This window comes from Paenibacillus sp. USHLN196 (assembly GCF_037144955.1).
In the GTDB taxonomy this organism is placed as follows: domain Bacteria; phylum Bacillota; class Bacilli; order Paenibacillales; family Paenibacillaceae; genus Paenibacillus; species Paenibacillus xylanexedens_C.
In genome coordinates this window covers 74849-98855 of the sequence record NZ_JBBCYH010000019.1, presented here as the reverse complement: position 1 = coordinate 98855, position 24007 = coordinate 74849, and the positions used below count along the sequence as shown (strand labels likewise).

Below are 24007 nucleotides of genomic sequence, written 5' to 3'. Positions count from 1 at the left end.
TGCCGCCAGCGTTCGTCCTGAGCCAGGATCAAACTCTCCAATAAAGTATTGAAAAGAGCGATAAGCTCATTTTGAATCTGACGAGATTAAAAATCTCATTTGTGCTCCAGTGGATTCAAACCAAGGCTTGTTTCCAACTTTCGCGTTCATTCTGCAAGCAGAATGTTTACTCACTCGTTGTTCAGTTTTCAAAGATCAAACTTGTTTTGTTACCGAGCGTTGTTCCCCTCAGCAACTTTTATATCATAACACTTCCGAACCAACTTAGCAAGCTCTTTTTTTAAGTTTCTTTCGAAGCTTATTTTGTTTTGCCTGCACACTTTGTTTGTCGTGTTTTTTTGGCCGGAAATAGAATATACCATATGCACAATATAATTACTACTTGTAAAATATCCCATCAATAAGGTTATTGCTTTGTTTGATATAATCTCTTTCAAACTCTTCAGTTGACGGCAATATCATCTTACTATACCCTACATACCCTCGCTAGTCTAATCTGTCTCAATATAGGTTGTGAACAGATCCTATCAACATCTTTACGTTCTATATATTAAGTAGCACAATACCTTATTAGAGAACAATGCTATCTATTAATTTGATATATCGAATATAGTAATTGAACTCACTCTTCTGTGAGCATGATAGATTGTAAGCTTTACTTTCTACACGGTCAGTCTTTGAACCTGCCCATCACTATCGTGTCATGATACTGTCCATCCGCGTGTCGCCGATCCTTTTTCAAAACGCCTTCGATTCCGAAGCCACACTTTTGATATAGCTCAATTGCCTTTTCGTTTGATGCCAGCACGTTCAACGTCATCTTCTCTACACCACTCTGGTCTGCCCACTCTATAGACTTCTCCAACAAGTTCTTGCCAATCCCATGTCCCCAGAAATCCCTGGCTACACACACACCGAACTCAACCTTATGGCAAAAGCGCTTCAACGCTGTGCCTTCACATCGGGAGTATCCCACTATCTCACCCGCTACTACAGCAACGAGGAATATATTACGCCGCTTCTCGGTATCCGACTGGATGATACGCCGAAACCCGACTGCATCGATGTACGCCTCACCTTTTTCACGATCCATGTTCTCCGTTTCCCCGTCCAGTTGTACACGAAGTGAAGACAAGGCTTCAGCATCTTTTTCCTCTGCCGATCTAATCGAGTAAGATACTCCTCTAATGTAATACTCCTGTTGCTCGATAATCATAAGAACCAATCCGCCTATTCCTTTTTATTTAACTAATTATACTCTCTACTGCTCTAACCTACCTCAGACGGACTCTTGCCCGTAAGCATCTTGAACACCTGACTGAAATACGTAGCATTACGAAACCCCGTCATCTCACTTACCTCGTATACCATGTAATGTCCTGACTGCAACAGTTCCATCGCTCTCTGAATCCGGTACCCGTTCAAATAACTGACGAAATTCTCTCCAGTCACCCTTTTGAACAGTTGACTCAGATACTTTGGATGCACGAATAGCCCCTTGGCGATCGCTTCAAAACTAATCTCTTCGGCGTAATGCAGCTCCACATACTGTTTCACCTGCTCTATCAGTTTATTGCTTTTCTTCTCGCCCATCTCTTTGCGTATCTGTTCCAACCAGTTGCAGATAATACGGTCCATCCAGTTTACCAGATCATGCAATGCATATTTCGATTGAATTTCACGCAAAAAATCACTCATCACAAGCGGCGGCGTTAACATCGGATGAAGTCGATTCCAACTATGAATCAAGGTGTCAAACAGACTGACGGCAACAACCTGTATATCCTGTATCCCAACACAGTTTCCCTCTTTCAGTAAAAGGCGAATATGATGCCACACCTCTTCCGCCTGATCGGGTCTGATATCTACCCATGCCTCATTCCATTGGCGAAGCAATAATGAATAATCAGTCGCACTTGGCCCCGTATCCGCTGACGCTTCATAAAGGTAGATGCGACTCCCACCCTTAAACTCTGCTGTTTCTACCGCTTCCCTGCTCTCCAGATAAGAGTCTATCACCTCGCATGGATGACTTTTGGATCTTCCTATTCCAGCACTTACTTCGATTTTCAGATACGTAAAGATCTGATCGATCATCCTCTCCACAAGTGGCAGGATTTCCTCCAGATAATCTCTATCTCCTAATAGAAGCAACACAAATACCTGATCCGAATAATCAACAATCTCTACCTGACCATTCGCCATGTGCTCGGATTGCTCCTTTACCGTCTCCTGAATAATATCGGCCGCCCCATAGCGGAGAAGCTGCCAGTCCCGCTCTTTCATCCGTGTCAGAAATGCGGGGCGATTCAATTGCAGACTAATGGCGCGGGCCTGTGAGGACATATGAATGCCGATATACTCCATGCGTTCTTCAGGCAACTCCTCCGGCTGATATCGCGTAGTCAGCAGTTCGTGAAGAAATTGTTTGCGCAGATAGGGAAGTACCCGTCCGACCTCCTGCTTGTACGTCCGCTCCAGCCGCTCATGCCGCTCTCGTACATCTTGTTCTAATAAAACCTCACGCAACACAGACTCAATCTCCTCGACCTCTGCCGGCTTCAGCAAAAAGTGATTCACACCCCAGCGCATGGCTGCCCGGGCGTTCTCGAATTCGTCATATCCACTAAGGATGATAATCGGCAGATGGGGATGATCACGCCGCAGCGCCTGTGTAATCTCAAGCCCGGTCATCCCCGGTAGATAGACATCGGTCATGACGAGATCTGGATGCATGCGGTGGAACAACTCCAGCGCATCCAAGCCATTGGAAGCTGTACCTGCAATGCTGAGGCCCAGGGAAGGCCAATCGATATGTTCGGTTAGAGCCTTAACAATATGCGGATCGTCATCTACAAGCATAATGGTCTTCATCCTTTTTCACCGTCCAGCCACAGATTTAATTGCTCGTCGGTCTCTATACGCGGCAGCGTAATGGTCACTTCCACGCCACCCAACTCTCCATCGCTTAGTTGAACGCCATATCTCTTCCCGCAATACAGCTGAATGCGCTGATGTACATTCCGTACACCGATACCACACGTATCTTCCACCTTCCACCCTTCCGGTAAACCTTGCCCATTATCCGTGATACGAATAACGATATCTGGGTGAGAGCCTTCTGCTTCGTGCATGTGCACCTGAATTCGAAGTGTGCCTTCTTCGGGATGCCCGTGCATAACGGCATTTTCGATAAAGGGCTGCAAAATGATCTTGGGAATGTAACAACTGCGAATACACGGATCAATCTGTTCCTGATATTGAATAGAGAAGGGTAGACGCTCTGACTGAATGCTGACGTAGCAACGTGCATGCTCCAACTCGTCCCGCACCCGAATAAATAATCTCCCCCCACTCAATCCGATCCGTAACAGCTTACTGAGTTGTACAATCATGCGACTGATGTCTTTGGCTTCGTAATCGAGTGCACGCCAGTGGATCATGTCGAGGGTGTTGTATAGAAAATGGGGTTTGATCTGAGCCTCAAGCAAGCCCGTCTGGGCTTCACGCTTGGCACGGCTCTCATCCTTCACCTGTTCCATCAGCGTCGTGAGTTGTGAAGCCATGTGATTGAAGCCATACGCCAAGTGGGCGTATTCCTCCGTGAAAGACAACTGAACCCGGGTATTGAAATCCCCTTTCTCCAGTTGTCTCATCCGCTTGATCAATTGTCGTAGAGGACAAATAATCCGCCGCACGAAGAGATACGCGAGTACTGCCGAGCACAACAACCCCAGCACCGCAATGCCGAGGATCTGCCATCCTGCTTGCCTGACCGGAGATAAAAGCATATGAACCGGGATCGTCTGCACCAGACGCCACTGAAGCATGGCCGGTCTGGAATACAGCACAAGCTGTGAACCACCGGACTGACCGGAGACCACTTCGAATCCGTCTTCTCCACGCTGGACGTGTTCCTGAATCCAGGCACTGTCTACTATAGAAGAAGAATCTCCATCTCCACCACTTGTATTGGGATCGTCAGGCCATTTAGATCCCTCGGCGGGATCAGCCTCGCCCATCTGCATGACGACATTGCCAGCCGTATCCACCAGCAGCACCTTGCCATCCAATACCATAGGCATATCCGCAAACCTGCGTACAATGTCAGCACGACTCAGTCGAATGAGCACATAGGCTACCGTACCCCCTCGGCTGTCAAAGATTCGCTGGGCGTACCCAATTAATGATTGACCAGATTCATTCTTGCGCAAAGGTACCCATGCTGCATCTGCCTGTTCCAGTGCATCGAACCAGGAATCACCGGATATCGTGTCTACCGGGAAGATGCGATCAGGCATGGTAACAGCTACACCGTTAAATGCATCCGTGTACAACTCTATAGAAGTAATGCCTTCACTGACGACCAGCGTATGATCCAATATGCGGGATACTTCCCGCCGTTGATGAATCTGCGAAAGTCTCCCTGTCTCCATCGTTTCGAGCAAGCTGGACAGTTCCCGATTGCTTGCCAAAGCGTAGGCATTGCCCGTTACACTTGTGATGAAGTCAAATCCCCGTCGTGTACTCTCGTTCAGAAGAGCCAGGCGTGCTTTGCTAATCTCGGCAAAGGTGACTGCTGAGAAAGACTGATATGCCAGCCAGACCACAACCGAGACGAGCAGGAGGTTAAACGCAATAAAGCAAGTCACCATCAATGTGGAGAGCTTGCTTTGTTGCAGCTTTTGATTAATAAATGAAGACCATCTTCCTTTCCGCATGCGAAAATCAACTCGTTTCGTCTTGGAATTACCCTTTGAGCCCAGAGGTTGCGATTCCTTCCACGAAGTACTTTTGACATACGATAAATACGATAAAACATGGCACCAGCGACAATACCGACATCGCAAACATTGGACCCCAATCGGATTGAGAGCTGGAATCAAGGAACAAACGCAGACCTAACGGCACTGTATATTTACTCACGTCGCTCAGGTAGATCAACTGACTGAAGAAATCGTCCCATGTCCACAAGAACGTGAAAATCATCGTGGTGACCAATGCTGGGAAAGCCAGTGGAATGATGATTTTGGTGTATATTTTCACAGGACCGCATCCATCGATGGTGGCTGCCTCATCCAACTCTTTAGGCAATCCCCGGAAGAACTGCACCATAAGAAAAATGAAGAATGCGTCAGTCGCCAGCCATTTTGGCACGACGAGGGGCAGATACGTATTCACCCACTCCAGGTGGTTGAAAAGAATATACTGCGGGATCAGCGTCACATGATGTGGCAGCATGATCGTCATGAGCATCAGGCCGAAGCAGATGGCTTTGAAACGAAAATTCAGTCGAGCGAAGGCATACGCCGCCATAGAGCAGGAAATCACATTGCCCAGCACGGCGCCAAGCGATAGAACGACAGAGTTAGTTAGGAAGCGGGAGAATGGATTGCCCTGAATACCGGACCAGCCATTCATGTAATTTTGCCAATTCCATTCCTGTGGCCAGAACCAGGTCTCTGTAAAGATCATATGTCCCGGTTTGAACGAGCTGCCCAGCATCCAGAGAATTGGATAGAGCATGACAAAGGCGATGCCTGAGATCAACACATGTTTGCTGACGACCCATGCTGTAGAGTTCCGTTGTCCAATCATGATTTTCCACCATCCTCATAGTGCACCCACAGCTTGCTGCTGCGGAATACGAGCAATGTAAATACGCCAATCAGGATGACCAGCACCCAGGCCATCGCGGAAGCGTAGCCCATCTGAAAGAATGAGAATCCTTTTTTGTACAGATACAGAGAGTACATTAAGGTTGAGTTCACTGGCCCTCCGCTACCGTTACTGATAACAAAAGCCTGTGTGAACGATTGAAAGGACGTAATCAGCTGCATCACGAGATTGAAGAAGATGACAGGTGACAGAATCGGCAACGTTATATAGAAGAATCTCCGCAGAGGACCTGCACCATCTACCGCTGAGGCTTCATCATACTCGGGTGGAATCTGCTTCAGGCCAGCCAGAAAAATAATCATCGACGATCCGAACTGCCATACGGATAACAGGACGATGGAGTACAGGGCATACTTCGGATTCGCAACCCAATCGGGAGCTTTAATGCCTACCATGGCAAGGACACTATTGAGCAGCCCATCCCCACCCAGCATTTTACGCCACAACATCGCAATCGCCACGCTACCCCCAAGCAATGTCGGGATGTAATACACCGTCCGGTAAATACCGAGTCCTCGAATCCCTTTGTTGAGCAACATGGCTACCAGTAGCGCAAAGATCAACTTGACCGGTACGGATACAGCGACATACGTGAAGGTGACTTTGAGTGACTGGGTAAACAGTTTATCCGATGTAAACATCGTGGTGTAGTTATCCAGACCGACCCAGGAAGGGGCGGCCAGGATACTGTAATCAGTGAACGAGATGTATAACGATACCAACATGGGACCAAGGGTTAGAAATAACAATCCGACAAGCCATGGGGCGAGGAACAGAAGCGCTGCTCCATTGTGGGCATATCTCCGTTTCACCCGCCGGGTAGTTACACGCTCGATTCGGGCTTGACTGACCTGTGATGTCGTCATCTTCGCAACCTCCCCGCAGAATTAGAAGTCTGGAACGGTTTCAATGGTTTATTGACTCGATCCAAGCGTAGCCTTCGCTCCTTCAATAAACTGTGCAATCACATCTGGAGTACTGCCTTGACCGAAGGCGATCTGCTCGCTTGCGCTCTTGAAACTCGTGTCCACTTCAGCAAATCCTTGCGGGTATGGCGGGTCAATCTCGCTGGAGTTCTTCGATACCGTATCGATAAATTGGAAAATGACTTGCTCTGCTTCCGGCAGCGTAGGTTGCATCTGTTCACGAATGCTGGAATTAACCGGCACACCACGTTCGGAACCAAGAATAGCGGTTGCTTCTGGATCATTGACCATGAAATCAATGAACATGGCAACTTCCTTTGGATGTTTGGTTTTGCCATAACCGGAGAGGAACTGGCCTGGCTTCAGATATTCACCGATTTGCTTTTCACCTACACCATGCGGAAGAACTTGTATGCCAAGCTTATGATCCTGGTTTTTGTTCACCTGCTGGAATGTCAGCAATTGATTGGACCATGCAAAATCCATGGCAGCTGTACCCAGTGAGATCGGTCGTGTCTCCAGCGCATTGGTTGTGGATGCCGTTATCTCCGCTGTGGTCACTCCACCATTCTCGCGTAGTGCGCCCCACATATCGAACCATTGCTGAAGCTCCTCGCTGGTAGCGGTCATTGTGCCACCATCAAACAATCCTTTCCCGGATTGCCGAATAAACACTTCAAACATGTTCGTTGTACCGGAAATGTCTGCAGATCCATAGAATCCCTCACCTTTAGCTGCGGCGATCTTGGTCGCAATATCCCCAAAATCCTTCCATGTCCAACTCTCTTGCGGTTCTTCGATACCTAATTCCTGAAATACGGTGGCATCATAGATGACACCCGGTGCGTTAACTCCGAGGGTGATCGCATATAATTTATCGTCAATCGAACCGGCTGTAATCATGCTCTGATCATGATCCTCTGTCCGCAGCTCTTTGCTCTCTGCAAACGGAGTCAGATCAAGCAAGGCCCCACGCCGGGCAAAGTCAGTCAGAAAGGCGTAATCCATCTGGATGATATCCGGTGCATTCGAACCGGCTACCTGTGTAGTCAACTTGTCAAAGTAACCGTCCCAACCGGAATATTCAGGCTTAATGGTGATTCCCGGATGTTTCTCTTCAAACAATTGGATCACTTTGGTTGTCAGATCATGTCTAGTCTGTGATCCCCACCAGGTCATGCGCAGTTCAACCTTACCTGATGAATCTCCTTCACTTCCACTTGCTTCTCCAGAAGAAGATGGTGTATCGGTGGCCCCTCCAGAACAGGCTGTAGCGAACAATAACAGGGACAGGCAGAACAGGGTTACCCACTTTTTTGTAATCATCATAAATGAATTTCCTCCCCTTCTTGCATTTATGGAATCGCTTACAAAACCTATTGTATCGGTCCATTGCTGCACATGACATAAAGAAAAGTAAGCTTTCCTGTCAAAAAAGTAAGGAGTTACAGGAATCAAAAACCACCAGGAATGATATTCCCGGCGGTTCCGTTCCCGTATTGGTATGATTACGGGTATATATGCATGATACCTTGAGAAGAAGATAGCGGGTTGATATGGAACGAAAGTATGAACATCAAATCACGGCATTTCTTTTACGGATCATCGGAATGTTCGAAAAGCTTGATGTTCAGCCGTAATGATGTGTTTCCTGTGGATCAGTCAGGAGTGTGTCGCGGCAGGTGAAGTCACCTTGTGATCAGCCAAATGATTCTTCATTTTTGCAACCTCAGTTCCTGCCAACATCATAATGCCTATTCCGTGATTGTCATTGGTGACGGTACGCAAGTCCTGATCATAATACTCTGCCGTAAACGCATATCTCGAACCGCTGCACACACCATGCACGTTCCCTTGACGATCAATTGCTTTGCAGAGGAGTCCCTTCCATGCCCGCTGGGCAGCTGCGACATAAACTTCAGGGTCTTTGAACCAGCCAAAACGCACACCACGCGCAAATCCATAGGCAAACATGGCTGTACATGAGGCTTCTTCATACGTCTGCGAGTTATTCAACACCTGATGCCATAACCCGCTTTCCCCTTGAAGTGCTGCGTACCCTTCACACAGCTCGTTGAAGAAATTAATTAAAGCTGGGCGCTCAGGATGCTCCTTCGGCAAAGCTTCCAGCACCTCCGTCAAGGAAAACAGTGTCCAGCCGTTCCCCCGTCCCCATGGAATCTGCGTTGCCTGTCCGTATTTGAAATCATATACGTGAGACATAATTTTGAACTCAGGCATGAACAGATATTTCCGATACAATAAAAACTGTCTGGCGGCTTCATCCAGTGCGGATGAGCTTCCCGTCACACGGGCATAACGAACGAGAAACGGCGTGCTCATGTAGAGATCGTCTGCCCACATGGTATTCTCGGCATACTCCCCTACGCATGTGCGATAAAACGCACCATCCTCCTGTCGTTCCAAACGGGAAAGCATGAAATCGGCAATCCGCTCAGCAATGGGAAGAAACGTTGGTTCATGGCACTCGGAGTACGCTTCCAGCATGGCTGAACCAAAAGAACCGCAGTTATCCAGCATTTTCAGCATGACCAGTTGTTGATTGACTGCCGGGAAACCATACTGCTCCCGATCCCATAATGAGTATTCATACATCTGGGTACATGCCTGCACATGCTCAGCTGCATAACGCGTAATATCTGGTCTCTGCAGATAACGCCCCGTCCGTAATAGACCATATACAGTGACACCCAATGGATAATCCCAGCGGCCATAATTAGTCACACTGCCCACTGTCCATTTGTTGCTTAACATGGCGTTTTCATAATAGGGTCTGATCCGGGCATCCGGTCGATCCAAGCGCCAATATGTCTGTTCTAGTCCTGTTTGGTACACTCGGTCCGTTCGGGTCAGATCCTGCAAATCCGGTTCAACCCCCGACTCAAAAGGCCCAACATACAACCAAGACTCTCCAGTAGCACCGTGCACACGCTGAGGAAGTTCCAGTGAAAGCGGCTTGCCCGAAACGGTTGCATTCATATTAAAATGCCATGGTTCACCCGTATCGTTGCATTCACTTCGGACAATCAGGTCACTCCGTCCAAAGGAGACTGGTATATCCACTTCGAACGTACCCGCTTCCTTCACCTGTGCCACAGGCTTGCCGCTAATCCATATACTTAGAGAACCAGAAGATTGACCTGACAATCGCACTGGACTCCCGGTTGAATCGATGTTGTTCAGATGGGTCCAAGCATAAGCATGCCGACCTGGAAGATGCCCATATATTCGTTCAAGGGCTGGCATGGAATCATCCTGATCAGACCAGCCTGTCTCAGGCAGCCACTTCAAACTGTAATCTGCTTCTTGTCCAAGCAGGTCCGGTTGCTTACTTGCGGCCCGGTCCGGTTGGGAGAATATCCACCCTGCTTGTCCCTGTCTCTCCTGAAACGGAGCAAGGATGTTCAAAATGCGCACTTTACCTTCATCTGATCCGAACTGGCAACCGAAGCCGGCAGGCGTGTTTTTCATTTCCAGCCAAATAGTGTTCCAACCAGGCTTGATGTCGATGCTGAGCTTCACCGTGGCATCTGGACTAATCTCATCCATTACCGTAGAGCGATAGACCATCTGCTCATTGAAGTAGAAACGAACAGGCCCATAACAGCGAACCAGTACATCCAGATTTCGGTCCTCATCCCCCCAGACCAGTGCAGCTGCGTAAGATATATGGTCTTTAGGCGCATCAGGAAAGCGTTTACCTAAATTCAGATCATAAAGCCCTTTTTCATTTTGCAAAATACCAGACTTCTGAAATACCCGATATACAAAATCAGCCTGGGCGTTGGCTCCAATATACCTCTCGGCCAGTACCTTCAGTACCTGATCCTGATCTTCTCCAAATCGGTAATACATGCTCTGCGGTTCACTGAAATAGGTCGTCATCGATGGCACACATCCCTCTCCTGTTGAAATAAAGTCTTATATCATTGCATTCATACCATCCACACTGGAGCACCAAACTGATATGCAGCAATCTAGTATAGCGCTTAACCCGGGTGGATAATCCCCTTACCGGGAAATAGGTATGTCCCTTGGTTATCTTCTGAATAGCCGAATAATAATCCCAGTATAACTGACATGTTCGGTGGTGGCTACAGATTTTTGATTACGCTTACAACTATATTGGATTTAGTCGCCTTGTCTCTCCAGGTTAACTTAAATTTAAACAATGGTTTAAAAACAAGAAAACGTTACCGATATAAATACAAGATTGAAAAATTCCACTTTTTGTATCGGGAAGGAAAGATGCACATTGAATACTCTTGAATCTCTGGTAAATGCTATGCCTTTTGTTAGCCAAATGTTCCGTGACGACATATCCATATCCATTAATGATCATGAGAAAGTATTGTATTTTTCCGAGGCAAAAAGTCTGGAGATTGGCGTGAAGGTTGGGGATGAGCTGCATGATGATTATAAAAATTTCAAAATGCTCACCAACAAGGATTCCCGTACCGTGGCACGCATGCCTGGTGATCTGCAGGGCAGACCTTTTGATGCCATTCTAATCCCTATTAAAGAAAACGATCAGGTCGTTGGTATATTGGGTGTAAACTACGCGCTGGATAGCCATATGACCCTCGAAAATCTGATTCGTGAAAATGAAACAACCATTAATGCTCTCGTTGGTGGCATTCAGCAGATTGCTGCACATTCCGAAGAACTCTCCGCGACATCGGAAGAGATTCTGCGCAATTCCATAAAAGCTTCCGAGAACTCGGTCAGTGTAAGTAAAGTAACGAACGTCATTCGTGAAGTATCTGAACAAACCAACCTGCTTGGACTCAACGCCATGATTGAGGCAGCCCGTGTTGGTGATCAGGGGGCCGGATTCGGTGTGGTGGCCAGTGAAGTACGTAAGCTGTCGGATCATACGAAACAAGCAGCAGCTGATATCGAATCATCACTCGGCAGTGTACAAGAATCCATGAAACATATGGAGCAGGAGATCGGTCAGATTACAACCGCAACGGTTGATCAGGCCAAGCTCGTTACCGAATTCATGGAAAGTATCGAACAGCTTAGCGAGACAAGTGCGAATCTGAAAAAATTTGTACATCAGATGCTGGCACTCGAGTAGTACTAGTATTAGCGCCATTACACAACAAAAAGAACAAACAATATGATATGTACATAGGAAATTATTTTGAATGGAAAAAGCCTCCGGCTACACTTCCCTTTACAGGAAGTCAGCGGAGGCTTTGTTTCGTATTTGCGGTGATATCACCTTTATAGTGGAATGGCTGTTATATTTCTACAGCGACGCCAAAATGGTCGGACACGACCGGCCCGTTTTTACCGTTCAAGACCACGGTGGAAGACTTGGCCTGGATTGGACGATTGGAGAAAATATAATCGATCCGCAAATCGCGTTTATTGTCTGCCCAGCCGGCAATGGCCTTCACCACGGTTGCTCCATCATCCTTTTGCAATGCTGTGGTGTACAGATCGTTCCAGCCTTTGCTCATCATATAATCATAGCCTTCATCACGTACTTCAGCCACATTATTGAAGTCACCCATCATATATAACGGCTGATCCATGTAGGGTGCAAGCTTGCTCTCCGTCATCTCCCATTGTCCCTTGAACGGTTCCTGCGCATCATCCCACCAGTTGTAGTGTCCATTTACAAACCAGGTTGCTTCACCTTGAACGACCGTCTCGATTCCCACAATCTTGCGTGTACGGTAATTGTTATAATCCCTCATGTGAGACACGTATTCTCCAAAAGCCTGCTTAATCGGTGTCCGGCTAAGGATCGCCAGTCCTTCGTCGTACTTTTGGAACCCGACATGAGCGGGAATCCACGTCCAGTAATATTGCTCTGTTAGCTGTTGGAGCAGGACATAGGCATAGTTATCTTTTTTAATCACAGCATCCGATTCAGTAGCATAATACATCCTCAGTTCTTCTTCAGAAAGCGCGGCTTCCTGCATCGATTGGTTAACCTCCTGCATGGAGATCACATCGAATTGATGTGTATTAATAAAATCAGCCAGCTGACTGATCTTGTTCAGTTGATCCTCTTCCGCCCAGGCGTGTGTGTTTAACGTAAGTATTTTCATATGCTCTCTCCTGTTGTTTGTAGTATGGCCGTTTCTACGGCCTGCATCGTTCCTGATAGGAATACATACTATAAGCATACACAATATGGTGCATTCTTGCATGTCGGTCGCCAGCAGGACCACCGTGTTCATACTGGTTCCTGTTGGCCTAAAATAACTTCAAATTCTTCATAACCCATGCACGGATTGGCTCATAACTGATATGATGGATACATCAAATTCACACCATGACGTCATAGACGTCGTGATTACCGAACCTATGTTTACCCCAGGAGATGGAATGATGAACATACCCACTAACATGAGAATGGATGATGCGCAGTGGCAACAATTGATTCGGGAAGTTGCAGAGCATTTTAACAACCTGACGATTATGCGCGGATTCCAATATTATAAACAAAAACGTGTCGGACCATTAACTTATTCCGAACAAAAAGGGATTTCGGCCGTTGTACAAGGATCGGAAGAGTACGAGGTCACACTGAGTATGCAATCCCTGTCTACCAGTTATTGTACCTGCCCGGTGAGTTCCCTTTGCAAACATATGACTGCTGTATTGATGAGTTATGCCGAGCAACTGGAGCGACCTGTGCATGCCATTGTGAATGCACACTCCAGTACTGCGCTCAAACAAACGACCAAACCTGTCGGGGCCATGTCCGCGGGACTATCCAGCTACGCAGATGCCGATGAACAGCAGGATATGGATATTCCAGATAACCAATACAGCCAGATCAAGGAGCGTGCAACAGAACTTGCCGATCTCGAAATCTCGGAATGGCACGAACTATTCCACTCCTGTCTGAGACGGCTGGGTACTGGCACAGCAAGCACATCCTACGTACAGGAAGCAACGGACGAGCTATATGCCATTAAACCAAGGCTGTCCGCTGCAATGGACCAACTTTTTGAACTGCATGTACAGCTGTACCTCATACGATTCTGCGTGCCTCCGGCCCGTAACTCCATCACGCATACCCCCGTGTACTTGAGCTACCCTGCCCAGCTCGCGGTGGATGCACTTCAGAAAGACATTGAACGGATCTTTAACCATCCGCTAGACCTGTCAGGTCTAAAGGGAAACAAGCTTGAACAACATTGGAGCAGACTGGCCGAAACCTCGGCTTATTTACGTAAACAGATGATGTCGGAGACAGCCAGCATGATGTTCTTCACTCCGATCTATCGACAACTGTGGTTGAACTGGATTGTGCCTGAGCTTCAAGAGTCTCAGGACATGCTGAACTCGGAACAGGCCATATTAAATGATATAGAGCGCGGTGTAATCGCCGCTTCTGCACCTTCCCAGTCAGGCGAAAGTGTCTTGGGTGGCGCTCAAAGTAATGGAAGTAGTAGTGAGAGATCGAGCAAAGCCGTAACACTGCCCCTGCCGCTGGTACTCGCGCAGAGCTGGATGCACTTCCATCTGGGGCAGGATGATCAGGCGTGGCAACGACTCGTCCATGGAAGCTCAGCCTATGGCATCCCGCCAGAACATCTGTTGCATTTTCTCCATATACTCGCAGATTCGGCTGAATGGAAGCGGCTTGGGGATTGGTTGGTACAACTTGGCCCCCTTCTGGCGAATCGGCGCAACACACCTTTGAATGATTACATGCATCTATGGGATACGGCCATTCAACATCTGCCCGATGCAGAGAACCGCATGTGGGACACGCTTGTCAGTATGCTTCCCCACTCCCGCCCCGCCTACGAAGATGCCATGCATTCGCGTGGACAGTGGCGCAGATGGATTGATTTTCAGCTGAGTACGGGAACGGAACCTCTCGAATTCCGCGTAGCGATGCTGCAACCGATCGAAAAAGATGCACCTGAGCTACTGCTCCCCTTCTATCATCAGGCAGTGGAGCGTTATATCGGACACAAAAACAGGGACGGATACAAAGCAGCCGTGAAGCTGTTGAAACGTCTGTCCAAAATCTATAAGAAATTGAAGCAAGAAGCGCACTGGGAGCAATTTATCACAACACTCGCTGTTCGTAACAGTCGGCTGCGCGCCCTGCAGGAAGAGCTTCGGAAAGGTAAACTGATCTCATGAGCTTAATTCATCCTTACACTGAAACGATTGAGGTTCACGTCGCTTTAACCGGATATGGCGATGCTTTGTTTTATGGAGCACTCAACACGCACCACTTTGTATCCGGACAGTCGCTTAAGCAGCGATTGTTCGCCTGGCATGTGCCTTCCTTCTACGGCACCGAATTAGAAGTTCGGCAGATTGAAGAGATTGAGCTGGTTGTTCTGCCAGCGGAAGAAGTGATTCCCTTCTTTGCAGAGATGCATACCCTGCTTCATATTGAATGGAAATGGGACGAGCAGGCGGAACATCTGATTCGACTAGCTCCCGCACTCGCATCTTCTATCGAAAAACGCAAATACGTACCTAGCTTCGAGGCCTACCGTGCAGGACAGCTTCAGTGGACCTGGGACCCGGATAGCTTGAAGAAGCAGGATCGAGCATCGCTTACCAAGGCGATTCAGCAGACGGACGAGAGTTATGCCGAAGGACTCGGGGCGGCCTACTCCGCCTTCGTATTCCAGCGCTGGTACAGTTCGGAGGAAGCGGCAACCGATCTGCGGCGTGAATTCCCGCAGTTGTTCCCAGAGCGCGGCACTCTCCCTAAGACAGCCGGAATGGACGCCCAGTCCTGGCTCGTATCCATTGGCTGGAAAGCGGATGCTGCACCATTCAGGCCCATGCTGCAATTGCAGGAGCCGGATGAGGATGAGCCATCTTGGCGTCTGCGACTGGTATTACAGAATAAGCTTGATGCCGCTGTATTGGTACCCGTCATGCTGGATTCGCGCGGCAGGCTTGAAGGGGAATGGCCCGAGGTATGGACCCCCTTCGTTCTGGACCGCTCTGCCGGATGGCTGGATCAGCTTCGCGCACATCTGCCGCGTCTCGGAAGTTCCATTAGCGGTAGACGCGATGTGCTGAGTGATCCTTTGGGAGATCAGGAAGCCTGGCAGTTCCTGACGCAGGATAGCGGGCGATTGCTCGCAACGGGCTGGCAAGTTCTGCTGCCTGGTTGGTGGGAAGCAGCCCGTAAGAAGAAACCAAAGCTTCGCGCCAAGGTGCAGCCTGAGGAAGGCAGTGAGCGGGGACAGTCGTTCTTTGGACTGGACTCGATAATTCATTTTGACTGGCGCATTGCTATCGGTGACACGGACCTCAGTGAAGATGAATTCGCTGATCTGGTTGCCCGCAATGAAAGACTGGTGCGCTTCCGCGGAGAATGGGTCCCGCTCGATCCCGATCTTCTGGAACAGATTCGTCGGGCCATGGGCGGTGTAGATCGGGAACAAGGACTCTCGTTCCAGGATATTCTGCACCTGCATCTGCTGCATAATGAGCAACGGGAATATCGCAACCAGAAATGGAAGGAAGGACAACAAACCGAGGAGGAAGAGCAACCGCAGGCTAATGAGAACATTCGACTGGAGGTTGAACTTAACGAACACCTGAATCGGGTTATCGCGCAACTGGGGGGCGGACAAGGTGGCGCGCCTTCTCTGCCCATTCCGACAGGGCTTCATGCTGAGCTGCGATCGTATCAGAAGGAAGGTTTTGCATGGCTTGGTTTCCTTCGCAGATTCGGGCTTGGAGCATGTCTTGCCGATGATATGGGTCTTGGGAAAACCATTCAGTTCATCACGTATCTGTTACACATCAAGGATCATGAACCACGTAAGCCGGGACAAGCCCCGGTACTTCTGATCTGCCCAACTTCCGTACTGGGCAACTGGCAAAAGGAAATTAGCCGCTTCGCACCCTCCATTCATGTCAGTCTGCATTATGGCGCACGCCGATTAAGTGGAGAAGAATTCCGGGAGCAGACCGAGCAGGTGGATATTATTATCACGTCCTTTGCTACGGCTACACTGGATCAGGAAATGTTGCAAACCTATACCTGGGCATGCATCTGTCTCGATGAAGCACAGAATATCAAAAACGCCCAGACCAAACAGTCCCTGGCTGTCCGCAGTTTCCCGGCGAAACACCGCATCGCCATGACAGGTACGCCGATCGAGAATCGGTTGTCCGAGCTGTGGTCGATCTATGATTTTATCAATCCAGGATATCTGGGCAACGCCCGGGCATTCCAGACTCGCTTCATCAGTGCTATCGAAAAAGACAAAGATGAGCAGCGGATGCAGGATCTGCAGCAATTGGTGAAACCATTTATGTTACGCCGCAAGAAAAAAGATCCCAATATCCAACTCGATCTGCCGGACAAAAACGAGATGAAAACCTATATTCACCTTACGGGCGAACAAAGTGCATTGTATGACCAGTCCGTGCAGGCCCTGATGGATAAAATGAAAGAGCTGGAAGGCATCAAGCGCAAAGGTGCGATTCTATCGGCGTTAACCCAGCTTAAACAGTTGTGTGATCACCCACTTCTGCTGACGAAAGAGGCTTTGCCGGAGGAACTACCCGAAGACGGCGCACTGACATCCTCTTATGACGTGTATAGCCCGCAGGATATGGCGATGTTGATCAGCCGCTCTGCGAAGATGGAACGACTGATGGAGCTTGTCCGCGAATTAAGGGACGAGGGCGAGCGATGTCTGATTTTCACCCAATACATTGGTATGGGACAGATGCTGCAACAAGTACTACGTCAGGAGTTGCAGGAGCCTGTATTGTACCTGCACGGGGGTACCTCCAAAACGGCGCGAGATCGCATGATTGAGGAATTCCAATCCCGTACACTGCCTGAGGACAAGCAACCATCCGTCTTCATCCTGTCCATCAAGGCAGGCGGTGTGGGATTGAATCTGACCGCAGCCAATCATGTCTTCCATTTTGACCGCTGGTGGAACCCTGCTGTTGAGAATCAAGCCACCGACCGGGCTTACCGAATGGGCCAAACCAAAGATGTTCAGGTGCATAAATTCATCTCTCTTGGCACATTGGAGGAGCGGATTGACGAGATGTTGGAGAGCAAGCAGCAGCTCAGCGATAATATCATCACAAGCTCCGAAAACTGGATTACCGAATTGTCGACAGACGAGTTGAAGGATCTGTTCACTCGGCGTCGTGACTGGTCGGGATAACTTGAATTGAAGAGAAATACAAAAGAGCGAAGTTTCGGAGTTTTAATTCCGGCTTCGCTCTTTTTGTGTTGTTGCAGTTAATCATCCGTTCTTAACGCATGTTACCGATAATGGATGATCTTGAATCCTGCATTTTTTTGATAAAGTTCGTCATGACATCAAATGCTTCATTGCGCTTGTTGGACATAGACTGCAGACGAAGCATGTCCATCTGTTGGGAATTACCGGCAGCATCAATTTGGCTTTTCAGCTTTTGAGCAGCTTCTTCATCCCCATTTTGCTGGGCTATCTGCAATTGAGAGTTCAAATCCGCGATCTGTTGATTACGGTTCTGTACCTCCTGAATTTGCGTTTGCAATTGTGCATCCAGCAATTTGGTGCGTTCGCTCTGAACCATCATCAAAGCCGTTTCGATATCCATACTGCTGATGTTGATAGGTGTTACGCCAGAGATGTTGGAGACTGAAACTGTGCTCGCTGAAGCTGAAGAGACGATGGATACTGCAGCAACAGCAGCAACTACTGTTGAAGCGAAAAATTTGCCAGAACGTTTCATGAATGTTCCTCCAAGTATATATGTAATTTGTACCAGTTTTTCGTTGGCATCTTCCGACATTCTAAATCAAAAGAACTAGTTGTTCAATCAAATTTAATTCAAATTTGAATTAAATTCGATTTCCCTTACACCCGCCTACCTCCGCTTACAATTTGAGTAAATTAAGCAGGGCATACTAAGTAAAAGTGCATTCTTACGGGCATATTTACTACTACTGGATTGTTCTTTACTCCAACGCTTGAAAGTCACATTGGAGATGACTATACGTTCATGATTTTACTTTAGAAAATGGTTATGTTATATTCAATAATAGATTTTACACAATTTAATTTTGTGATATTTAATATAAATTAATGTTATATATTTTACGGGAGGTTTTTATATGAAAAAGATACTGGTTGTTCTCACAAATGTAGATAAGTACGCAACGAAGGACGAACCTACTGGCTTGTGGCTGAGCGAAGCAACTCACTTTATTGAAGAGTTTGACCATAATGACAATGTTCAGATCGATCTGGTTAGCCCTAAAGGTGGGAACGTACCTCTTGATCCGAAAAGTTTAGGTGACTCCCTCGATGAGAGCACCAAAGCCTATTTCGAGAACGAAACGTTCATGAACCAATTGAAAAATACGTTGAAACCTAGCGAAGTAAATGCGAGTGACTACGATGCAATCTACTTCACAGGGGGTCACGGTACGATGTGGGATTTCCCCGACAATGCCGAACTTCAAGAGCTTTCTCGTGATATCTATGAAAAAGGTGGCGTTGTATCCGGTGTGTGCCACGGTGTTACAGCTCTGCTGAATGTGAAGCTGTCCAACGGCCTGCTTTTGATCAAAGACAAAACCGTTTCCGGCTTCACGAATGAAGAAGAAGCATTGGTTCAACAAACCGAGTATGTTCCTTTCCTGCTGGAAGATGCATTGAGAGAACGCGCTGCACAATATGATAAAGCTGCTGCATTCAGCTCCTATGTCACAACAGATGGCCGAGTGGTCACAGGACAGAATCCGCAATCCAGCAAAGCTGTAGCGGAAAGTGTTAAACAATTGCTTGGTCTGTAAAATAAACCGATCGATCCCTCTCCTCCCCCAGGAGATCATATAGATGAACATATCAAAACAGCACGTGATCCGTCATGACCTGACAGAGCACGTGCTGTTTTTGCTAGTGATTTCCCCGTATAAGAGCTTCCGTCGCTGTTGTTCCAGCCAAACGCTTCACGATATAAGGTACGGTCACCGACGTCAAGATCACAGCAAATGCAATCTGAGCGATAGCTGTGTCCACATAAGGCGCATACGCCGGATTGAATTCGGCAGCCATCGAAGGCACCACCATGGACAGTCCAGCAACTGAGCATGTCGCAGCCGCCGCGTAACCGGGCTGTCTTAGTATCGTGCGATCGATTCCAATGAGCGGCAACATGCAGATCAGCAAAAATATCACCGTGACCAGCAAGCCGGACAGACTGGACTGAAATGCAATACGCAGATCAATATTGGACCCAAAGCTTGTGCCCAGAAAAGGAAGCAGAATCAGTGTTCCCGGAGCGAACATCTTCTGTATATTGCTGTCCAGATTACCAAGCAGTATGCCGATAAAGAAAGGCACCAGCGTAGCAATTACACTGAGGTAATCCACACCGACGCCGCTTGCCGAATTCAATATCATGACCGGAATAACCGGTACAGCGATTAGATTCAGAATGCCAAACGCAGCACGATCCACATCATCTCCGTACGTGTTCATCAGGGCCAGATATAATCCCGGATTACAACTGGTCAGAACGGCAATGAAAGCTACCGCTGACACTCCTCCAACCCCACTGATACCGAAAAAGTGTACAAACGCCCACCCGAACAGGCAGCTGATGAGGATGCGTGAAATACAGAGCACCCCTGCTCTCTTCAAGGTCGCCAGAAGCTGCGACAAGTTAAGCTGTGTCCCTGACACCAGCAAAATCATGCCAATCAACACCATGGTACCTTTCGATGTGAATAGTGCTGTTGTTGGATCTCCGATCTGAAAGAACGATGGAAACACCGTGTTGATGACCGCGGCAGCCAGCATAGTAACAATCAGCAAGCCGCCGGGTATTTTTTTGATACGACCCAGAATATTCATGCTCTGTTACAATTCTGCTCCGTTGGTACGGATCACATTCTGATACCAGAAGAACGAATCCTTACGATATCTTTCGAGCGTACCATTGCCATAGTCATCCTGATCCACATAGATAAATCCGTACCGTTTGCTCATCTCGGAAGTCCCTGAACTGATCATGTCGATGGGTCCCCACATCGTGTATCCCAACACCTCGACCCCATCGGCAATGGCGAGTCCCATCTGTTCGATATGTTTACTCAGGAAATCAATTCGGTACGGATCGTTGATCGTTCCATCTTCATTCAGTTTATCGTAGAAGCCTGAGCTGTTCTCCAGAATGAAGACTGGTTTTTGATACCGATCATAGACAAGATTAAGCGTATATCGCAGGCCAATCGGATCAATCTGCCAACCCCACTCGTTAGCGGGCAGATGCGGGTTTTTATATACACTGTGTACATTGCCTGCCGTTAGTTCGAGCTGTTCCGTATCACTGCTGGAAATCATCGAGTTGTAATACGACATCCCCACGAAATCAGCCGTGTGTGCCCGAATGCTATCCAGATCGCCATCCTCGATATTCAGCTGGATCTCCTTGTTTTTAAAATACGTTTTACTATAGTAAGGGTATTCGCCTTTATTAAGCACATCGAGATAGAACTGATTTTTCATCTGATCATCCTGCTGCATCTGAAGTGCATCCTCCGGCTTGCAAGTGTAAGGATACGTTGTGAAATACGCGACCATACTTCCGATCTGGTTATTCGCATCGATCTCATGTGCCATCTTGGTTGCTCTGGACGCAGCTACAAATTGATGATGCAGCCCTTGGAACAGCATCTCCTCATAATTCGGAGCATCATAATCAATGATTCCCAGCGTCTTGGCCGATGCTTTCACGCTCATGTTGATCTCGTTGAACGTCACCCAATATTTCACTTTGCCCTTGTAGCGATTGAACAGTACATCACAATAGTTCACATACAGATCGATCAGCTTGCGGTTATACCATCCTCCGAACTTGTCCATCAGCACAATTGGCGTATCAAAGTGACTGATGGTAATCAGGGGCTCCATCCCATGTTTAAGACATTCATCAATCACCTGATCATAGAACTCTAGTGCCTTTTCGTTCGGAGCGGCATCATCGCCACCCGGAAATACTCTAGCCCATGAAATCGAATAACGAAATACGTTGAAGCCCATCTCGGCGAACAAGGCGATATCCTCACGGAAAGAATGATAGAAATCAATTCCCCGGCGCTTCGGATATTTAACCGTATCCGGGTCATTCCTGGCCTCTTCAATCATCTCCCAATTCACTCTGATCTGCTTGGTCACTTTGCGGTCGTTCTTCTCGTTAAACTTCATCACTTCTGGAATGGTCAGGCTCTTGCCATCTACATTATAAGCTCCCTCGGCCTGACAGGCAGACAGTGCACCGCCCCACAAAAAATCTTTTGGAAAATTGGAATTCGTCATTTTAGTTTCCTCCTGTTATTACGTGTTATTAAGGTCTTCTTTCAGGTTTTATGGGATCAGCTTCATTAGCGCTTCGCTCTCCCGGATCGGTCCGCTGGTCGCTGTGGTCAGTACGTCTCCATACTGTTGCATGTTGGTTACCACAATGGATGTAATCGTGTTATAGCCTGCTAACGTAATGCCTTCTGGATCAAACTCCACCAATAAATCGCCAGCCTTGATTGTCTGTCCCTGTTCGATATGGGCGTTAAAATATTTCCCTTTCAGACTAACGGTATCCACCCCGATATGGATCAGGATCTCGACACCATTCGCTGCCTTTAATCCGATGGCGTGTTTGGTGCGATAAAGTGCTTCGACTACCCCGTCAAATGGAGCGTATACCTTGCCATCTGTCGGAACAATCGCAATACCTTTACCCATTAACTCTTGGGCAAACGCTTGATCTTCCACTTCAGAGATCGGTTTGATCTCTCCTGTCATTGGACTAACGATAAGCATGTCCGAAGAAGTGGATGTCTGTGATGATACTGACTCTGGAGCTGCCTCTGTGACAACGGCTGTTGAATTGTCATTTACCTTATCCGTAGCTTGTTGCTGTTTGGCTCCTTCTGTACCTTCCTTGATGCCTGCCATCAACGTAAACACAAAGCCAAGTACAACGGCAGCAATACAACCAATAACGACATACATGTAACGATCAGATGTATACGTACCAATTGCCAATACACCTGGAAGTGAAATCGCATTCGCTGTTGTGTGCACCAAGCTGTAGAATCCACCGACTAATCCACCTGCCAGGCAACCTGCGAAAAAGGGACGTTTATATTTGAGCGTTACTCCATAGATCGCCGGCTCGGTAATCCCGAACAACGCGGTGAATCCACTCGAAGCCGCCGCCGATTTCATCGTTTTACTCTTCGTCAGGACAAACACACCGAAGGCTGCTCCAGCCTGAGCCAAATTCGCCGCCAATGCCGTTGGTAACAACACGGTTGCGCCCAGTGTAGCCACTTGTTGAACCTGAATAGGCATGATGGCATAGTGCATACCGAACATAACCATAATTGGTTTGAAAAATCCAAGAATTGCACCAGCAAGAACACCTGCAGTTGAGAACAATGAGTTAATGCCATTGGTCAACCAGTCACCAATATATGATCCTACTGGACCAAGCACGATTAGTTCCACTGGAATCATAATAAACAAAACAATCATTGGGGTAAGCAGGACCTGTAGAAACTTGGGAATCACTCGATTGACGATTGGATACACATAACTCATGATCCATACCGCCAGAATGATGGGAATGACGGAAGATGAATATTTCATCAACAGGATCGGCATGCCAAGAAAATCAATGCTGTTCACACCCGTCTCGGCAATCTGGGACGCAGCGTTCAGAATGATGGGGTGCATCAGCCCCGCAGCAAGAGCTACCGCCAAATAGGGATTGGTTTTGAAACGGTTTGCTGCACTAACAGCCAGGAAGAATGGCATGAAGTAGAAAATACAGTCCCCGATCATGTTAATGATCGTGAGGAAACCGGAGCCTTCCAGGTAACCCATGGCAGTTATAACGGTAGCCAAACACTTGATCATCCCGCAACCAACAAGTGCTGGCAGAACAGGTGTAAATATACCTGCGATGGTTTCAAGCACTACATTGATGGGGTTGCGTCTCTTTTTCGGTCCACGATCTGTGGACTCTGCAAGTTCGCCAATCTTGTCAGAAGTTAGATTCTTCACTTCACTGTATACCGCGTCCACTTTGGCACCGATAACCACCTGAATCTGTCCTCCGGAATTTTGTGCCTTAAGCACGCCTTCGAGCTGATCCAGCGCCTTGAGGTCTGCTTTGTTATCATCCTTCAATACGAATCTCAAACGGGTTGCACAGTGTGTTAGCCCGGATATATTTTGCTCGCCGCCAACGAGATCAAGTACGTTTTTAGCCAAGTCTTTGTTGTTCATGACCCTTCTCCTCTACATGAATAAATTGGATATATAAAAAATGACCAAGCCGGGGAATCGTCATTCCCTACGCTTGGTCATGCCTGATCGAATCAGTAACAGTCC

At 47.8% G+C, this 24007-nt stretch carries 16 protein-coding genes; 4 read left to right on the top strand and 12 right to left on the bottom strand.

Annotated elements, in window-relative coordinates; translation table 11 throughout:
• Nucleotides 1-670: 670 nt before the first annotated feature.
• The 7 genes from WFI24_RS30375 to WFI24_RS30345 form a co-directional block, all read right to left on the bottom strand.
• Nucleotides 671-1216, bottom strand: coding sequence for a GNAT family N-acetyltransferase (locus tag WFI24_RS30375; RefSeq protein WP_336765585.1), 546 nt, complete (start codon nucleotides 1214-1216; stop codon nucleotides 671-673).
• A 53-nt stretch (nucleotides 1217-1269) separates the two neighbouring features.
• Nucleotides 1270-2862 carry a response regulator gene (locus tag WFI24_RS30370; RefSeq protein ID WP_336765584.1) on the bottom strand — a complete coding sequence of 531 codons (1593 nt, stop codon included), beginning with the start codon at nucleotides 2860-2862 and terminating at the stop codon, nucleotides 1270-1272.
• Between the two features lie 8 nt (nucleotides 2863-2870).
• A complete protein-coding gene (locus WFI24_RS30365) occupies nucleotides 2871-4721 on the bottom strand; it encodes a cache domain-containing sensor histidine kinase (protein WP_336765583.1) in 1851 nt (616 codons plus the stop codon).
• Nucleotides 4722-4749: 28 nt separating this feature from the next.
• Nucleotides 4750-5598, bottom strand: coding sequence for a carbohydrate ABC transporter permease (locus WFI24_RS30360; protein ID WP_047841525.1), 849 nt, complete (start codon nucleotides 5596-5598; stop codon nucleotides 4750-4752).
• Nucleotides 5595-6545, bottom strand: coding sequence for a carbohydrate ABC transporter permease (locus tag WFI24_RS30355; RefSeq protein WP_036616398.1), 951 nt, complete (start codon nucleotides 6543-6545; stop codon nucleotides 5595-5597). The genes WFI24_RS30360 and WFI24_RS30355 overlap by 4 nt, the downstream gene beginning before the upstream one ends.
• A gap of 48 nt (nucleotides 6546-6593) precedes the next feature.
• Nucleotides 6594-7934, bottom strand: coding sequence for an ABC transporter substrate-binding protein (locus WFI24_RS30350; protein WP_336765582.1), 1341 nt, complete (start codon nucleotides 7932-7934; stop codon nucleotides 6594-6596).
• 333 nt (nucleotides 7935-8267) lie between these two features.
• Nucleotides 8268-10511: a glycoside hydrolase family 88/105 protein gene (locus WFI24_RS30345; protein ID WP_336765589.1), complete on the bottom strand. Its 2244-nt coding sequence runs from the start codon at nucleotides 10509-10511 to the stop codon at nucleotides 8268-8270.
• A 370-nt stretch (nucleotides 10512-10881) separates the two neighbouring features.
• On the opposite strand from WFI24_RS30345, the gene WFI24_RS30340 reads away from it, so the two are divergent.
• Nucleotides 10882-11709, top strand: coding sequence for a methyl-accepting chemotaxis protein (locus WFI24_RS30340; protein ID WP_336765581.1), 828 nt, complete (start codon nucleotides 10882-10884; stop codon nucleotides 11707-11709).
• Between the two features lie 166 nt (nucleotides 11710-11875).
• On the opposite strand, the gene WFI24_RS30335 is transcribed toward WFI24_RS30340, so the two are convergent.
• A complete protein-coding gene (locus tag WFI24_RS30335) occupies nucleotides 11876-12694 on the bottom strand; it encodes an endonuclease/exonuclease/phosphatase family protein (protein ID WP_336765580.1) in 819 nt (272 codons plus the stop codon).
• Nucleotides 12695-12974: 280 nt separating this feature from the next.
• Here WFI24_RS30335 and WFI24_RS30330 point away from each other — a divergent pair, with 280 nt between their 5' ends.
• Entirely contained in the window at nucleotides 12975-14753 is a 1779-nt protein-coding gene (locus WFI24_RS30330; RefSeq protein ID WP_336765579.1) for an SWIM zinc finger family protein, read from the top strand.
• 5 nt (nucleotides 14754-14758) lie between these two features.
• Complete coding sequence (locus WFI24_RS30325; protein WP_336765588.1) at nucleotides 14759-17779, top strand: DEAD/DEAH box helicase; 3021 nt, start codon at nucleotides 14759-14761, stop codon at nucleotides 17777-17779.
• Between the two features lie 91 nt (nucleotides 17780-17870).
• Here the strand turns inward: WFI24_RS30325 and WFI24_RS30320 are convergent, their stop codons facing one another.
• The gene (locus tag WFI24_RS30320; RefSeq protein WP_336765578.1) at nucleotides 17871-18335 is read right to left on the bottom strand and encodes a hypothetical protein; all 465 of its coding nucleotides are present in this window, start codon (nucleotides 18333-18335) and stop codon (nucleotides 17871-17873) included.
• Nucleotides 18336-18717: 382 nt separating this feature from the next.
• On the opposite strand from WFI24_RS30320, the gene WFI24_RS30315 reads away from it, so the two are divergent.
• Complete coding sequence (locus WFI24_RS30315) at nucleotides 18718-19401, top strand: type 1 glutamine amidotransferase domain-containing protein (RefSeq protein ID WP_310341859.1); 684 nt, start codon at nucleotides 18718-18720, stop codon at nucleotides 19399-19401.
• A 103-nt stretch (nucleotides 19402-19504) separates the two neighbouring features.
• On the opposite strand, the gene WFI24_RS30310 is transcribed toward WFI24_RS30315, so the two are convergent.
• From WFI24_RS30310 to WFI24_RS30300, 3 genes are read right to left on the bottom strand one after another with little or no spacing between them, the layout of a single operon-like run.
• Nucleotides 19505-20464: a 2-keto-3-deoxygluconate permease gene (locus WFI24_RS30310; protein WP_336765577.1), complete on the bottom strand. Its 960-nt coding sequence runs from the start codon at nucleotides 20462-20464 to the stop codon at nucleotides 19505-19507.
• Nucleotides 20465-20470: 6 nt separating this feature from the next.
• Nucleotides 20471-21928, bottom strand: coding sequence for a glycoside hydrolase family 1 protein (locus tag WFI24_RS30305; RefSeq protein WP_336765576.1), 1458 nt, complete (start codon nucleotides 21926-21928; stop codon nucleotides 20471-20473).
• A gap of 48 nt (nucleotides 21929-21976) precedes the next feature.
• Entirely contained in the window at nucleotides 21977-23902 is a 1926-nt protein-coding gene (locus WFI24_RS30300; protein ID WP_336765575.1) for a beta-glucoside-specific PTS transporter subunit IIABC, read from the bottom strand.
• Nucleotides 23903-24007 lie beyond the last annotated feature (105 nt).

Bases quoted from the DNA above. Each gene is read 5' to 3' on its own strand.
- WFI24_RS30345 (WP_336765589.1), bottom strand. From the start codon at position 10,511: ATGACGACCTATTTCAGTGAACCGCAGAGCATGTATTACCGATTTGGA.
- WFI24_RS30305 (WP_336765576.1), bottom strand. From the start codon at position 21,928: ATGACGAATTCCAATTTTCCAAAAGATTTTTTGTGGGGCGGTGCACTG.
- WFI24_RS30350 (WP_336765582.1), bottom strand. From the start codon at position 7,934: ATGATGATTACAAAAAAGTGGGTAACCCTGTTCTGCCTGTCCCTGTTA.
- WFI24_RS30370 (WP_336765584.1), bottom strand. From the start codon at position 2,862: ATGCTTGTAGATGACGATCCGCATATTGTTAAGGCTCTAACCGAACAT.
- WFI24_RS30335 (WP_336765580.1), bottom strand. From the start codon at position 12,694: ATGAAAATACTTACGTTAAACACACACGCCTGGGCGGAAGAGGATCAA.
- WFI24_RS30330 (WP_336765579.1), top strand. From the start codon at position 12,975: ATGATGAACATACCCACTAACATGAGAATGGATGATGCGCAGTGGCAA.
- WFI24_RS30375 (WP_336765585.1), bottom strand. From the start codon at position 1,216: ATGATTATCGAGCAACAGGAGTATTACATTAGAGGAGTATCTTACTCG.
- WFI24_RS30315 (WP_310341859.1), top strand. From the start codon at position 18,718: ATGAAAAAGATACTGGTTGTTCTCACAAATGTAGATAAGTACGCAACG.
- WFI24_RS30355 (WP_036616398.1), bottom strand. From the start codon at position 6,545: ATGACGACATCACAGGTCAGTCAAGCCCGAATCGAGCGTGTAACTACC.
- WFI24_RS30365 (WP_336765583.1), bottom strand. From the start codon at position 4,721: ATGCGGAAAGGAAGATGGTCTTCATTTATTAATCAAAAGCTGCAACAA.
- WFI24_RS30360 (WP_047841525.1), bottom strand. From the start codon at position 5,598: ATGATTGGACAACGGAACTCTACAGCATGGGTCGTCAGCAAACATGTG.
- WFI24_RS30310 (WP_336765577.1), bottom strand. From the start codon at position 20,464: ATGAATATTCTGGGTCGTATCAAAAAAATACCCGGCGGCTTGCTGATT.
- WFI24_RS30300 (WP_336765575.1), bottom strand. From the start codon at position 23,902: ATGAACAACAAAGACTTGGCTAAAAACGTACTTGATCTCGTTGGCGGC.
- WFI24_RS30320 (WP_336765578.1), bottom strand. From the start codon at position 18,335: ATGAAACGTTCTGGCAAATTTTTCGCTTCAACAGTAGTTGCTGCTGTT.